The organism is Chroococcidiopsis sp. CCALA 051, assembly GCF_003015105.1.
Taxonomy (GTDB): Bacteria; Cyanobacteriota; Cyanobacteriia; order Cyanobacteriales; family Chroococcidiopsidaceae; genus Chroococcidiopsis; species Chroococcidiopsis thermalis.
Genome location: NZ_PYCI01000025.1, coordinates 26784 through 40602 on the forward strand (window position 1 = coordinate 26784; position 13819 = coordinate 40602).

Genomic DNA, 13819 nt, shown 5'->3' on the forward strand with positions numbered 1-13819 from the left:
TCAAAAATAGGAGTTAGAAGTTGTAAGTCGTAAGTAAAAAGTTACTAACTACTCACAAATGACTAATGACTAATGACCAATTACCAATTTGCATATCTCTCTGTTATCTAAACCTAAAAGCCTATTAAGTCAACCCATCGAGTTGACTGCTAACTACTAAAGCCTATGTATATCGAACGTCGTCAGTGGTGGGAGAAACGCGCCCTACCGATTTTACTATGCATTGTTGCTCTTGGCACTGCTTGGACTATCAGGCAGACCCAAGCAGCACTGATTTTTGAAATTTATCAACTCATCACTCTCCCATTTCATCGCTCGGTTTCCGTGCAAGCAGAGCGCCTGAGTGATGCTCAAAATCAAGAGCTTCAAGCTCAGTTAGCAGAACTCAAAAGCCAAAACCAACAGTTGAAAAAACTACTTAGTTATGAGTCTGCTAATAATTTAGAACGAGCTATTGTCGCTCCAGTTATCGGACGTAGTGCCGATCAATGGTGGCAGCAAATAACTTTGGGACGCGGTACGAGTACGGGAATTAAAGTCGGAGATATCGTCACTGCTCCTGGGGGGTTAGTGGGTAAGATTAGTAGCGTTACTCCCAACACCAGCCGCGTGCTATTAATTAGCGATCGCACCAGTCAGCTAGGGGTTACAGTCAGTCGCAGCCGTCATACAGGATTTTTACGCGGCTTATCAGAAAGTCAAGCCGTGATGCAGTTTTTTGATAAAGTGCCTGACGTGAAACGCGGCGATGCGATCGTCACTTCTACTTACAGCCAAATTTATCCTGCCGGATTACCTGTAGGTAAGATTGAATCCATCGACTTGAATAAAAGCCCTGCTCCCGAAGCTATTGTCTCCTTTTCCGCTCCCATTCCCCATCTAGAGTGGGCAGTTGTCTACGCTAAGAGCAAGTGAGTTAGGAGTCGGTGTAGAGACGTTGCACGCAACGTCTCTACACCGACTCCTAACTTAATTACGATTTACAAAGTCTGAATTACGATTTTCGTTTGCTGCTTTAAGATCGAGGCTCTGAAAATTGAAATTTTAAAAAATCTCCTCTTTTTTATGCAGGGACTTAAATCTTTGCGCCACCTGTGGCAGAAGTCTCCTGGTTGGCGACAGTTTGTTAATGGGGTAGCGATTGTTGGCTCGGCGAGTTTGTGTCTGCTCTTACTACCGATGCGCTTGCCAGGAACAGTTTTACTTGGTATTGCTCCTAACTGGCTGCTGATCTGGGTAGTCACTTGGAGTATTAAACGCTCGGTTTTACAAGGAGCGATCGCAGGTATTACTTTGGGACTCATTCAAGATGGCATGACTGCCCATAATCCCACTCATGTTTTCGGTTTAATGATGGTGGGAATTTTGACGGCACGGTTGCAAAAGCAGCGCTATCTTCAGGAAGATTTTATTTCAGTGGCTCTGATTGTCTTTGCCATGACGATTATGGTAGAAACGATCGCCACTCTACAATTTGGTTTCCTGGGTGAGGCAACAACATATACATTTGGTTTGCCATTAGAAAAGTTAGCTGAGGTATGGCAACATCACCAACAAATTGCGCTAATCTCAGCTGTAATTAGTAGCCTCTGGGCACCAGTAATTTACTATCCCTTAAATCACTGGTGGACGACAACGAGATTTTCAGGCACGCGATGATGATTTGAGAACAGCTTTAACCGAAAATTTTTGGTCAAAACCTGCCCTTACATTCATCCCATCATCTCAACCAGAGCCTTGACAAGTCGGGCGTTTTGTTCGTCTGTACCAACAGTAATGCGAAGTTTTTCTTCTAGGCGCGGTTGGGAAAAATATCGGACTAATATACCTCTTGTTTTCAAACTTTGGTAAAGATATTCGGCATTACCATGAGGCGATCGCGCTAGAAGAAAGTTGGCTTGGGATGGGCAAATATCAAAGTTGAGTTTTTGCAATTCACTAGCTAACGTTGCCCGCGACGTTTTAATTTTCTCGGCATTAGCGTTTTTGTGTGCTTGGTCTTGAAGTGCGGCTACTCCTACAATACAGGCGATCGCATCAACGTTGTAGCTATCTTTCACCTTCATTAATCCGGCAATTAAACCAGGATTGGCTACAGCAAAACCCAGTCTGATTCCTGCTAAGGAATAGCCCTTAGAAAGCGTTCTTAAAATGATCACATTATCGTGTTTTTTAGCTAATTCCAAAGCATTTTCTGTGGCAAAGTCAACATAAGCCTCGTCAATGACTAAAATACCCTGTAATTGTGCCGCTAACTTGTCGAGTAAATCTAGTGGCACGACTGTACCAGATGGACTGTGGGGTGAAGCAATAAATGTCACAGTTCCATTTGCCGCAATGATTTTTTCTAGCGGCAGATTGTAATTGTCGTCATAGGGAATTTCGACAAATTCAGCATCCTGAATCTGTGCCAAGGTACGGTATAAAACATAGGTCGGCATGGGACAAACAATCTGCCGCTGCGGTGAGGTAAAAGCGCGGGTAATCACACCAAGCAGTTCGTCACTACCGTTACCGACAATAATCCAATCTGAAGGGAGATCTAAAGCAGCACTAACAGCAGTGCGAAAACGTCCAGCCATCGGTTCTGGATAGCGTCTTAATAATTCTCCATCTAAGTTACGTAGCGCTGCCAATACCAACGGTGAGGGTGGATAAGGATTCTCATTCGAGTTAATTTTGATAATATTCGTACCAATGAGCTGTTCTCCAGGTACGTAGCCTGACATTTGCTCGATATTGTGGCGAAAATATGTCATAGCAAAGTCAAAAGTCAAAAGTTAAAAGTCAAAATTGGTTGAAGGAGTCAGTAGATTTGGCTTCTTCCCTGTAACTCCAAGAGGCGCGGGATTTCAGTTTTTATTTAGTCATTCTGACTCCTGACTCCTGGCTCCTGACTTCTTGCTTGGTCAAAAGTCTCACCAAGCCTATAATATAGCGCAGAATCTCAGCTAATCTTTGGAGTACAAGCGGCATTGGCAATGGATTCCAAAATAGAGCCAAGGGTAGGTACTGCTTTCGACCGAGAAATGATGCAAAGGTGTCTTACCCTTGCCCGTCGTGCTTTGGGACGCACTGCCCCTAATCCTATGGTTGGGGCAGTTGTGGTGCAAGATGGAAAAATCGTTGGCGAGGGCTTTCATCCTGGGGCAGGACAACCCCATGCAGAAGTTTTTGCCTTAAAAGCAGCAGGCGATCGCGCCCTGGGAGCTACCGTTTATGTCAGCCTCGAACCCTGCAACCACTACGGACGTACTCCCCCTTGTACGGAAGCTTTAATCGCGGCTGGGGTAGCAAAAGTCGTGGTAGGAATGGTCGATCCGAACCCCCTAGTTGCAGGTGGGGGAGTTGCGCGGCTACGCAGTGCGGGAATTGAAGTTGTCGTTGGAGTGGAAGAAGCTGACTGTCGGCAACTCAATGAAGGGTTTATTCATCGCATGGTCTATCAGCGACCTTTCGGCATTTTCAAATATGCTATGACCCTCGATGGCAAAATCGCCACCACAAGCGGTCATAGCGCCTGGATCACCAATCCAGCAGCGCGAGAGGAAGTACAGCAGCTACGAATTGCGTGCGATGCCATCGTTGTTGGTGGAAACACCGTGAGAATTGACAATCCTCGCTTGACAATCCGCCAAATTGATGCGCCTAATCCTTTGCGGGTGGTGATGAGCCGAACATTGGATTTACCAACTACAGCTCATTTGTGGCAAACCGAAACAGTACCGACATTAGTGATGACGCAAACAGGAACGAACCCTGACATGCAGGCACGACTACGCGATCGCGGTGTAGAAATTTTAGAACTCGATTCCCTCACCCCCACCGCAGCAATGGCTCATCTCTACCAGCGCGGCTGTCTTTCCGTCCTGTGGGAATGCGGCGGAACTTTAGCAGCAGAAGCGATCGCCCAAGGTACGGTTCAGAAAATTTTCGCCTTTATTGCCCCCAAAATCATCGGCGGAAGCACAGCCCCCACCCCAGTAGGTGACTTAGGCTTCACCCAAATGACACAAGCCATAACTCTCGAACGAGTCCAATGGCGCACCGTAGGTTCTGATTGTTTGATGGAAGGGTATTTACCAAGTCGGGAGTCGGGAGTCGGGAGTCGGGAGTCGGGGGACAAGAGAGACAAGGGGGACAAGGGGGACAAGGAAGCAGGGGAGCAGGGGAGCAGAGGAGCAGAGGAGCAGAGGAGCGACAACTAGCAACCAACAACCAACAACTAACAACCAACAACCAACAACCAACAACCAACAACCAATTACCCATTACCCATTACCCATTACCACTCTTCACTGATAACTGACCCATGATTGAAGTTGAGCATTTGAGTAAAATTTACGGTTCCACGTCTGGGATTCAGGACGTGACTTTCAGCGTGGAAGCGGGAGAAATTTTGGGTTTCCTTGGACCCAATGGCGCTGGAAAGACGACAACTATGCGGATCTTAGCGGGCTATCTACCTGCGAGTAGCGGTACGGCACGCATTGCAGGTTATGATGTCCACGAACAGTCCTTAGCCGTGCGTCAGCGGATTGGTTATTTACCAGAAACACCACCTCTATATCTCGATATGACGGTGGAAGGGTTTCTGTATTTTGTAGCAAGACTGAAGGGAGTAGCCGCAGGCGATCGCCATCGGCGGGTCAAAGCAGCTATTGAAAGGTGTAACCTACAAGAAAAACGGCGGGTTTTGATTCGCAAACTCTCCAAAGGGTTTCGCCAACGGGTGGGGATCGCTCAGGCGATCGTTCACGATCCTCCAGTAATTATTCTCGACGAACCTACGGTAGGACTCGATCCCCGTCAAATTATTGATGTCCGTAATTTAATTAAAAGTCTTGCTGATAGCCATACAATCGTGCTTTCTACCCACATTTTGCCGGAAGTTAGTATGACCTGTAACCGCGTTGCTATTATCAATCGCGGACAAATCATTGCTACCGGAACTCCTGATAGTTTAGAAGCGAACCTAACTGGTGGTGCAGGCTATGAAATTGAGACTGAAGGTGATAGCGCGGCGGCGCAACAATTAATAAAAATGCTGCCCAGCGTGCGATCGGTAGAATCAATATCTACCACAGAAGCCAATCGCTACGTGCTGCGAGTCGTTTCCCAACCAACTACGGAGCCAGGACCAGATATTGTTGCCGTTTTGGTCGGAATGGGCTTGAAAATTTACGAAATGCGAAGAACGCGAGCTTCTTTAGAAGATGTGTTTTTAGAACTAACTATGGAAGAAAAGCCGTTAGAAAGTGAGTCGGGAGTCGGTAGGGGCGGGTTTCTAAACCCGCCCGTACAGGAGTCGGGAGTCGGGAGTAGTGAGTAAATTATTATGCGTTTAATCTTTGGTAACATCATCGCGATTTATAGAAGGGAGTTACAAAGTTATTTTGTCTCTCCTTTGGCTTATGCGATCGCGGGGATATTTTGGTTATTATCTGGGTTTTTCTTTGCTTTGATTCTATTGGGTCCACAAGGAATTATTCAGCAAGTTGCCCAAAGAGACTTACTGCAAGGGCAGCAACCTGGAGTTCCCGCTTCACCGATTGATGTGGCTTACGAGTTTCAACAGGCTTTCTTGGGAATTATGGGTTCTTTGGCTTTATTTATCTTGCCTATATTGTCAATGGGTTTATATGCCGAAGAACGCAAGCGCGGGACTTTGGAATTACTCGCGACTTCTCCCGTGACAAACTGGGCGGTTGCTGTAGGAAAATTGTTGGGAGTCGTTACATTTTTTATAACATTAATATTACCAATCTTTGCCTACGAAGCATTTGCATTGAGTACTGCCAACCCCGCCGTATACCCAGTTGTTCCATTGATGGGACATTTAGGACTCATCCTATTGGCAGCGGGAATCTTATCTTTAGGAATGTTTATTTCTTCTCTCACCGACAGTACGATCCTAGCGGCAATTTTTACATTTGCTTTAATTTTGTTTCTCTGGGTAGTAGATGCGATCGCCCAAAATCTCAGCGGTACGCCAGCAGGTGCAATTTTGAGTCATCTTTCCTTACTCAAACACTATACCAATTGGATTCAAGGAATTTTTGATTCTAGTAGTTTAGTCGTTTTTCTCAGTTACATTCTGTTAGGAATTTTTCTCACCGCACAGGCGATCGACGCTTTACGATTTCAGCGATCGTAGTTGCGCAATCGTGCTTTAAAAATGAGCCATTCTATGCTAAGCAATCTGTATGATGTGGAATCCAGAAGACTACGCCAAAAATTCAGATGCTCAATTGAAATGGGCGCAAGAGTTAAGAGAAACTCTCGATTTGCAAGGCAATGAATCTATTTTGGATGTCGGCTGTGGTGACGGGAAAATCACGGCTGATTTTGCCAAGACTTTACCTCAAAGTAGAGCAATTGGTGTAGATAGTTCGGCTGAAATGATTGCTTATGCTACGCGCACTTATACGACAGCACAATATCCGAATCTTACCTTTGCTTGTGTTGATGCCCGCTCTCTCAATTTTGAGCGCGAGTTCGATTTATGCTTTTCCAATGCTGCGCTTCACTGGGTTGATAATCATCAAGCGTTTTTAAGGGGTGCAAATCGAGCTTTACGCAGTGGTGGTAGATTAGTCATTTCTTGCGGAGGTAAGGGAGGTGCTGCGGATGTTTTGCAAGTTTTTTCTGAAGTTATCGCTAGAAAGCATTGGAGCAATTACTTTGATGGTTTTCACAATCCTTACTTTTTCTACAGCGATCGAGAGTATGCACCGTGGTTGAATGAAACTGGTTTCAAAGTTGAGCGACTTGAATTAGTTCCAAAAGATATGGCGCATGTAGGCAAAGAGGGATTAGCAAGTTGGATACGTACAACTTGGATGCCTTTTACCCACTGTGTATCTGAGGGTAAAAGAGACAATTTTATTAGTGACTTTGTAGAGACATATTTAGAAAGATTTCCACTCGATCGCAATGGATTAGCACACATTCGCATGGTGAGGTTAGAAGTCAATGCGCTTAAATTGTCAGTCTAACCAATTCTTATAACTGAAATCTGAGAAGTTATACCTTTACGTTCAAGATCTTTTGCTGATACTCAAGTATGACATGAAATGATTAATCAAATTTGATAATTGGAGGAAAGATTAAAATGCAAAATATTAAGTTCATTGTAGAAAAACACTCTGATGGTTACGTTGCTTGTCCAATCGGAATTGAAGGAGTTGTAATTGGTGAAGGTAACAGTTACGAAGAAGCTATGTCAGATCTGAAATCAGCTATTCGTTTCCATATTGAAACTTTTGGCACAGAAGTCTTGAAATCAAAATTTCCAATTTTATAGCAATCTTAAACTACTTACAAACAACAGATGCTTGCTACTCAGGTGGGCAATGCCCATCCTACAAATGAGTTTTACTACGATCTCACCCGATCGCCTATAGCCCCCCTTTTTAAGGGGGGTTGGGGGGATCTCTTCTGCCGTAGTCACACAAAAAATTATTATGAAAACTGCCACTAAAACGAAAAAAAACTACTGGCAATATCTATTTTTGCTCGGTCCCTTTCTCATCCTCATGGGCTTAACAGCGGGGACTGTTGCAGGTAGCTGGGGAATTGTCCCGTTAGGATTAATTGCTGCTGGCGCTGTTTTGAGTCTTTTAGGTTTGCTATGGCAAGCTTATAAAACTAAGTGGTGGAAGCGACGTTCAACTCAGGCGGGAACAAATGCGATCGCAGCTACGTTAGCAGTTTTGGTCATTCTCGGACTCATTAATTTCTTAGCCACGCGCTATCAAACGCGGATCGATTTCACCGAAACGGGACTATATACTTTGGCTCCCCAATCGCGGGAAATTGTCCAAAATTTGTCTCAACCTGTCAAAGTATGGGTGTTCGATCGCAACCAAAACCCTCAAGATCGAGCATTATTAGAAAATTATCGCCGTCAAGGGTCGCAGTTTAGTTTTGAGTATGTCGATCCACAAACACGACCAGGGATAGCTCAAAAGTTTGGAGTGAGATCGTTTGGTGATGTTTATGTAGAAGCAGGCAATCGGCGACAGTTCGTACAATCGGTTGGACAAGGGCGATTGTCAGAAGTGCAACTGACAACTAAAATTCAGCAAGTGACAAGCGATCGCGCTGGAAAAGTCTATTTCCTTCAAGGTCACGGCGAAGTTGGGATCGGAGAACAGAGTAAACTATCCTCAGCCCTGAATACACTTAAAGATAGAAACTTTGCTGCCGAACCGCTGAATTTAGTCCAGCAAGCGAAGATTCCTCAAGATGCTACGGTTGTTATCGTCGCCAGTCCCAAACGAGGATTATTTCCGCAAGAAGTCAAAGCCTTAAGCGCCTATTTAGAGCGGGGTGGAAGTTTGATGCTACTCCTCGACCCTCAGACAAATCCCAATTTAGATAGTCTGCTACAAAACTGGGGTCTTACCCTAGATAACCGAGTGATTATCGATCCCGCTGGACAAGCAATCGGTTTTGGACCTGCTTTTGCTGTGGTTGATAACTACGGACAACATCCAATTACACAAGATTTTGGGAATAATCTATCGATTTTCGGTGGCGCGAGAGCAATTGACAGCAAACCAGTCACAGGGGTAGAAGCAACGCCAATTCTACAAACGAGTGCTGAAAGTTGGGCGGAAAGCAACATCCAAAGCCAACCACTGCAATTTAATCCTCAAAGCGATCGCAAAGGACCTTTAACTATAGGTTATGCCCTCAGTCGCATCGTCTCAGCTCAGCCACAAGCTAATGCTGCACCCAAGACGACTCAAGCTAGGATGGTCGTCATTGGTAACGCTCAATTTGCGATCGATGGATTATTCGAGCAGCAATTGAATGGAGACGTATTCTTAAATTCCATTAGCTGGTTGAGCAGTCAAGATAACAAACAAACTTTATCCGTGCGCCCCAAAGAACCAAAACAGCGCCGCTTGAATCTTACGCCCCTACAAATTAACCTTCTAGGTTGGATCTCTCTAGTCATTTTGCCAGTCATTGGTTTTGCCTGCGCTGTATTACTGTGGTGGCTGCGGAGATAAATCAGTTGTCAGTTATCAGTTATCAGGGAGCAGGGAATAGAGAACGGGGAACCGCGACCAACTACCAACTACCAACTACCCATTACCCACTTCTGATGAAACTCCAACGCACAACCTTAATTTTGCTCCTCCTCGCGCTGGGAATGGGGGGGTTTGTGTACTTTTATGAAATTCAAGGCACGCCTCAACGCCAGGAAGTACGAGAAAAGCAGCAACAAATATTTACGTTTAAAGAAGACCAAGTTCAGTCTCTAAATGTTAAGACTCGCAACCAAACTTTACAGTTCGAGCGCGCTAAGGATAGTAAGACGGGGTGGCGAATGCAGGTTCCCGATAAAGCTTCAGCCAGCGAGGGGGCGATCGCCTATTTGTTAGATTTGTTGGTCAGTAGTAAGAGCGATCGCGTTTTGACCGTACCCGCCGCACAGCTCTCTGACTATGGCTTGCAGCAACCTCAAGCGACGGTAGAAGTTAAGTTACAGGATGGGAAAACTCATCGATTGGTCTTGGGTCAGCCAGATTTTAACCGTAGTTTTTTGTACGCTCAAGCCGATCCACCGACTCCACAACCCGCTCAAACTAGCGTACTATTGGTCTCTACTAATTTTGAAAATGCTGTCAACCGACCCCTCGCAGAGTGGAAACAGGCTTCAGCACCGCCAAAAAAATCACCAGAGCCGCAAACTAATTCTCAAAACAATCAAAAATAGCCTAGAAATTATATTGGATATTTATTTTTTGTTTGCATCAAAAAATAAATTGGCGAAATTTCGTCAAAAATTGTGCAGAAAAAATCGAGCAATTGTCTAAAAAATCCTGAAATCCATATAACTTAAAGGTTTTAACGATCTATATTTGGCAAGCAGACCTTAGAATAGGTCAATGAAATATCCAACCAATGAGAGTTTCAGCGATTTTAGTGGGCAAAATAGCCACAGCCAAAAGCTGAAGCTCGGGTTGCGAGAGTTCAGAATCACTTGTTTTGAGGTAGTTTGTTAACTCACAGGAGAATGAAATGAACAAGGGTGAATTAGTCGATTCAATTGCTGAAAAGGCAAGCGTGACGAAAAAGCAAGCAGATGCCGTTCTGACTGCTGCTTTGGAAACCATTATCGATGCAGTCTCCACAGGAGATAAAGTGACATTAGTAGGCTTTGGCTCTTTTGAGTCGCGGGAGCGCAAAGCTCGCGAAGGTCGCAACCCTAAAACTGGCGATAAAATGGAAATTCCGGCAACTAAGGTTCCGGCGTTCTCAGCAGGGAAGCTATTTAAAGAAAAAGTCGCTCCTCCCGAAGACTGAGAATAAAGTTCTTGCAGGAAACCCGAACTGGATGCAACCTGTACATGGAGGAAATTTAGCTTGGGCAGCAGCGATCGCGGGTTGTGACTCCGAAGCGATTCTCGATTTTTCGGCTAGTATCAACCCTTTGGGACCACCCCAAAGCGCGATCGCGGCGATTCAATCTGCCATAAGCCAACTCAGTTCCTATCCCGATCCAAATTACAGCGAACTGAGAACAGCTCTAGCGCAGGTGCATCAGTTACCACCAGAATGGATTCTGCCGGGGAATGGCTCGGCAGATTTACTTACATGGGCGGGTTGGGATTTATCTGAATTAGCTGCAACTTATCTCGTGACTCCAGCTTTTGGCGACTACTGGCGGGCGCTGAAAGCTTTTGGTGCAAAGGTGGTTGAGTGTCCGCTGGATTTAGAGGCAAGAGGCGAGAGGCAAGAGGCGAGAGTTGTAGGGGCGGGTTTTTTGAGAATACCTGCACTAGAACAAATGATTTTAGGGTTAAACCCGCCCGTACTAGAGTCGGTAGACAAGGGGGACAATTCACAAATTGCAATTCGCAATTCACGATTCACAATTAATTCCGAATTCCGAATTCCGAATTCCGAATTCCCCCTAGCCTCTGCAAAATGCGGTTTACTCCTGAATAATCCCCACAATCCTACGGGGTGGTTGTGGCGTAGAGAAGAAATTCTGCCCTATTTAGAACAATTTGCTTTGGTAGTGGTGGATGAAGCTTTTATGGATTTTCTACCACCAGCAGCGGAAGAAAGTCTGATCCCATTGGTGCAGAAATATCCTAATTTAGTCATTTTGCGATCGCTGACTAAATTTTACAGCTTGCCAGGGCTGCGATTGGGATACGCGATCGCCCATCCCGAACGTCTTAATTGTTGGCTGGCGCGACGCGATCCTTGGGCAGTCAATACTCTTGCCGTTGCTGCGGCGATCGCGGTACTTCAAGATAGCCAGTTTCAGCAGCAAACTTGGGCATGGCTACCACCTACGCGATCGCGATTAGAGCATGGATTATCTCAGATTCCAGGATTGCAACCTCTGCCTGGTGCTGCTAACTTTTTATTGGTAGAGTCTGAGCGACCGAGTTCAAAACTCCAACAGCAGCTATTAAAACACGAGCGAATTTTAATCCGAGATTGTCTTAGTTTTCCCGAACTGGGCGATCGCTATTTTCGGGTTGCCGTGCGCTCTACAACTGAAAACGAGCGCCTCATCAAAGCACTATGGCAGATTACGACATAGTTATTATTGGCGGTAGCCCAGCCGGACGCTACGCCGCCGCGATCGCCGCAAAACAGAATGCTACTGTAGCTTTAGTAGAAAGAGAGCAGGGAGCAATTCAAAATTCAAAATTCAAAATTCAAAATTCAAAATTTTCTGACTCCCGTACGGGCGGGTTTCTAAATCCGCCCCTACCGACTCCCGACTCCCTTTCATACATAGGGCAATTAGCTCGACAATGGGAAAAGATGGGAAATTTTGGCTTGCGTTCGAGTCATGAAAAGGCGATCGATGACTGTCAAATTTCCGTCCAGTGGGAACGGGTAATGCAGTGGGCGCAAAACGTCGAGTCAAATTTAGCCGAGGAGAACTCGCCTGCTATTTTAGCTGCTTTGGGAGTTGACTTTATTTTAGGGCAGGGTAAGTTTGTCGCTCAGCCAAATCTAGGCTTTGTAGTTAACAATCGTTGCTTAACAGGGCGGAAATATCTGATTGCAACTAACCCGCGTCCGATAGTTCCCGATATTGAAGGGCTAGCGGTTACAGGATACTTAACTGCTGCCGAAGTTTTATTGTCATTGACTTCCTTGAACCCACCAAAACGCTGGGCAATACTCGGTGGCGATCCAAATGGATGTCAGTTGGCACAAACACTAACACGATTGGGTTTTGATATCACTTTAATTGTCAAGCGTCCCCAAATCTTACCCAGAGAAGATTTAGAAATTGCTCAGTTATTGCAAGCTATCCTCGAAGCTGAAGGGGTGCGCGTTCTCACCCATACTACCGTTACTCAAGTCAAAGGCATTGAGGGCAAAAAATGGGTTCAAGCCGATCGCGAAGCTATGGAATTTGATGAAATTGTACTTTGTGCCGGACAACAGCCAGAACTCGAACAGCTCAATCTAGCAGCAGTGGGAGTGAAAACGCAACGCGATCGCCTGCGTTTGAATCAAAAATTGCAAACGACAAATTCACGCATTTATGCTTGTGGGGATGCGATCGGCGGTTATCAATTCGCTCATATTGCCAATTATGAAGCTAAAATTGCCCTGCAAAATGCTTTACAAAATGCTTTGTTTTCTGCTCAATATCGAGTTGATTATCGTAATATTCCTTGGTTAGTCTGTACCGATCCACCCTTAGCAAGAGTGGGTTTTACCGCAGCTCAAGCCAAACAGAAATATGGCAATGATGTCTTGATTTTGCAGCATGATTTTAAAACTTTAGCATTAGCCCAAATTCGAGATGAAATGACAGGTATTTGTCAATTAGTCCTGCGGCGGAATGGGACGATTTTAGGTGCGGCAATTATTGGCTCTCAAGCAGGAGAGTTAATTAATGTTATTGCTTTAGCGATCGCCCAAAAATTAAAAATTGACTCAATTGCCGCTCTCGTTTCCGTTTATCCCAGTTGGGGAGAAATTTTAGCTCAAACTGCTAGCGAGTATCTTTCTACTCCACTAGGTCAAAAAAATTGGCTGCAAAATCTGCTTGCCAAGATAGGGTGCAGGGTGTAGCAATAAGAAAAAACCCCTATGTAGGGGCTAATTTCAACCAAGTGCAAAATGTAAGATATCTTCAGTTTAGATCGGTTAACAGCAGACGACACTAATAACTGTTAACTATTAAAGCAAATACAACAAACCAAACAGAACAATCCAAACAACATCGACAAAGTGCCAATAAAGTTCGGCGGCTTCTACACCAAAGTGATGCTCTTGACTGTAGTGGTTGGCGCGACGCGATCGCCACAAAACCGCTAAGATTGCCAATACGCCAACAGTCACGTGAAGTCCGTGGAAACCAGTCAGAACATAAAATGCACTGGCAAATAAGTTCGTTTTCAAACCAAACTCTAGATGGCTGTATTCGTAGATCTGTCCTGATAGGAAAATAATCCCCATCGCTGCTGTAATTGCCATCCAGGTACGCATACCCGTGACATCATTCTTCTTAATTGCGGTATCGGCATTATGCATCACGAAACTACTAGAAATCAGGATAATCGTGTTGACTCCTGGTAGTAGAAGTTCTAATTCTGGCGTTCCTTCGGGAGGCCAACTGGGTAAAGTGGAGCGATAAGCCAAATACGCGCCAAACATACCCATAAAAATCATGCCCTCTGCGATTAAGAACATGACTAATCCAAACATCCGAAAATCAGGATGTTCTTCATGATGAGCGGCTTCTGCTTTGTGGTGGTAATTAAGTTCCGTTTTTGCTGGGTCTATGGTTGGACTTTGCATAATTTAGGGAGTA

14 protein-coding genes are annotated in these 13819 nt (G+C 45.1%); 12 read left to right on the plus strand and 2 right to left on the minus strand.

Annotation, left to right across the window (positions count from 1 at the left end; genetic code table 11):
* The first annotated feature begins 165 nt into the window (after positions 1–165).
* A complete protein-coding gene (gene mreC / locus C7Y66_RS08405) occupies positions 166–915 on the plus strand; it encodes a rod shape-determining protein MreC (RefSeq protein ID WP_106166999.1) in 750 nt (249 codons plus the stop codon).
* A gap of 150 nt (positions 916–1065) precedes the next feature.
* A complete protein-coding gene (gene mreD, locus C7Y66_RS08410) occupies positions 1066–1659 on the plus strand; it encodes a rod shape-determining protein MreD (RefSeq protein WP_106545219.1) in 594 nt (197 codons plus the stop codon).
* 53 nt (positions 1660–1712) lie between these two features.
* Here mreD and hisC read toward each other — a convergent pair whose 3' ends face one another.
* The gene (hisC, locus tag C7Y66_RS08415) at positions 1713–2759 is read right to left on the minus strand and encodes a histidinol-phosphate transaminase (protein WP_106545220.1); all 1047 of its coding nucleotides are present in this window, start codon (positions 2757–2759) and stop codon (positions 1713–1715) included.
* 222 nt (positions 2760–2981) lie between these two features.
* Between hisC and ribD the strand changes: the two genes are divergently transcribed.
* The 10 genes from ribD (at position 2982) to C7Y66_RS08470 (ending at position 13077) form a co-directional block, all read left to right on the plus strand.
* Entirely contained in the window at positions 2982–4208 is a 1227-nt protein-coding gene (gene ribD / locus C7Y66_RS08420) for a bifunctional diaminohydroxyphosphoribosylaminopyrimidine deaminase/5-amino-6-(5-phosphoribosylamino)uracil reductase RibD (RefSeq protein ID WP_233222581.1), read from the plus strand.
* Between the two features lie 104 nt (positions 4209–4312).
* Positions 4313–5332, plus strand: coding sequence for an ABC transporter ATP-binding protein (locus tag C7Y66_RS08430; RefSeq protein WP_106545221.1), 1020 nt, complete (start codon positions 4313–4315; stop codon positions 5330–5332).
* Between the two features lie 6 nt (positions 5333–5338).
* Positions 5339–6157: an ABC transporter permease gene (locus C7Y66_RS08435; protein WP_106545222.1), complete on the plus strand. Its 819-nt coding sequence runs from the start codon at positions 5339–5341 to the stop codon at positions 6155–6157.
* 49 nt (positions 6158–6206) lie between these two features.
* Entirely contained in the window at positions 6207–6998 is a 792-nt protein-coding gene (locus tag C7Y66_RS08440) for a trans-aconitate 2-methyltransferase (protein WP_106545223.1), read from the plus strand.
* Positions 6999–7114: 116 nt separating this feature from the next.
* The gene (locus tag C7Y66_RS08445; protein ID WP_106545224.1) at positions 7115–7306 is read left to right on the plus strand and encodes a type II toxin-antitoxin system HicB family antitoxin; all 192 of its coding nucleotides are present in this window, start codon (positions 7115–7117) and stop codon (positions 7304–7306) included.
* A 160-nt stretch (positions 7307–7466) separates the two neighbouring features.
* A complete protein-coding gene (locus tag C7Y66_RS08450; RefSeq protein WP_106545225.1) occupies positions 7467–9023 on the plus strand; it encodes a Gldg family protein in 1557 nt (518 codons plus the stop codon).
* Positions 9024–9118: 95 nt separating this feature from the next.
* The gene (locus tag C7Y66_RS08455; protein ID WP_106545226.1) at positions 9119–9733 is read left to right on the plus strand and encodes a DUF4340 domain-containing protein; all 615 of its coding nucleotides are present in this window, start codon (positions 9119–9121) and stop codon (positions 9731–9733) included.
* 305 nt (positions 9734–10038) lie between these two features.
* Positions 10039–10323, plus strand: a complete 285-nt coding sequence (locus tag C7Y66_RS08460) for an HU family DNA-binding protein (RefSeq protein WP_015156000.1) — start codon at positions 10039–10041, stop codon at positions 10321–10323.
* A gap of 31 nt (positions 10324–10354) precedes the next feature.
* Positions 10355–11578 carry a histidinol-phosphate transaminase gene (locus C7Y66_RS08465; RefSeq protein ID WP_106545227.1) on the plus strand — a complete coding sequence of 408 codons (1224 nt, stop codon included), beginning with the start codon at positions 10355–10357 and terminating at the stop codon, positions 11576–11578.
* A complete protein-coding gene (locus tag C7Y66_RS08470; protein ID WP_106545228.1) occupies positions 11560–13077 on the plus strand; it encodes an NAD(P)/FAD-dependent oxidoreductase in 1518 nt (505 codons plus the stop codon). Before C7Y66_RS08465 ends, C7Y66_RS08470 begins: the two co-directional genes overlap by 19 nt.
* Before the next feature lie 108 nt (positions 13078–13185).
* Here C7Y66_RS08470 and C7Y66_RS08475 read toward each other — a convergent pair whose 3' ends face one another.
* On the minus strand, positions 13186–13806 hold the full coding sequence (locus C7Y66_RS08475) for a heme-copper oxidase subunit III (protein ID WP_106545229.1): 621 nt from the start codon (positions 13804–13806) through the stop codon (positions 13186–13188).
* Positions 13807–13819: the final 13 nt, after the last annotated feature.

What these genes read in the sequence shown, in the direction of transcription:
- mreC (WP_106166999.1), top strand. Translation starts at nt 166, where the DNA reads ATGTATATCGAACGTCGTCAGTGGTGGGAGAAACGCGCCCTACCGATT.
- mreD (WP_106545219.1), top strand. Translation starts at nt 1,066, where the DNA reads ATGCAGGGACTTAAATCTTTGCGCCACCTGTGGCAGAAGTCTCCTGGT.
- hisC (WP_106545220.1), bottom strand. Translation starts at nt 2,759, where the DNA reads ATGACATATTTTCGCCACAATATCGAGCAAATGTCAGGCTACGTACCT.
- ribD (WP_233222581.1), top strand. Translation starts at nt 2,982, where the DNA reads ATGGATTCCAAAATAGAGCCAAGGGTAGGTACTGCTTTCGACCGAGAA.
- C7Y66_RS08430 (WP_106545221.1), top strand. Translation starts at nt 4,313, where the DNA reads ATGATTGAAGTTGAGCATTTGAGTAAAATTTACGGTTCCACGTCTGGG.
- C7Y66_RS08435 (WP_106545222.1), top strand. Translation starts at nt 5,339, where the DNA reads ATGCGTTTAATCTTTGGTAACATCATCGCGATTTATAGAAGGGAGTTA.
- C7Y66_RS08440 (WP_106545223.1), top strand. Translation starts at nt 6,207, where the DNA reads ATGATGTGGAATCCAGAAGACTACGCCAAAAATTCAGATGCTCAATTG.
- C7Y66_RS08445 (WP_106545224.1), top strand. Translation starts at nt 7,115, where the DNA reads ATGCAAAATATTAAGTTCATTGTAGAAAAACACTCTGATGGTTACGTT.
- C7Y66_RS08450 (WP_106545225.1), top strand. Translation starts at nt 7,467, where the DNA reads ATGAAAACTGCCACTAAAACGAAAAAAAACTACTGGCAATATCTATTT.
- C7Y66_RS08455 (WP_106545226.1), top strand. Translation starts at nt 9,119, where the DNA reads ATGAAACTCCAACGCACAACCTTAATTTTGCTCCTCCTCGCGCTGGGA.
- C7Y66_RS08460 (WP_015156000.1), top strand. Translation starts at nt 10,039, where the DNA reads ATGAACAAGGGTGAATTAGTCGATTCAATTGCTGAAAAGGCAAGCGTG.
- C7Y66_RS08465 (WP_106545227.1), top strand. Translation starts at nt 10,355, where the DNA reads ATGCAACCTGTACATGGAGGAAATTTAGCTTGGGCAGCAGCGATCGCG.
- C7Y66_RS08470 (WP_106545228.1), top strand. Translation starts at nt 11,560, where the DNA reads ATGGCAGATTACGACATAGTTATTATTGGCGGTAGCCCAGCCGGACGC.
- C7Y66_RS08475 (WP_106545229.1), bottom strand. Translation starts at nt 13,806, where the DNA reads ATGCAAAGTCCAACCATAGACCCAGCAAAAACGGAACTTAATTACCAC.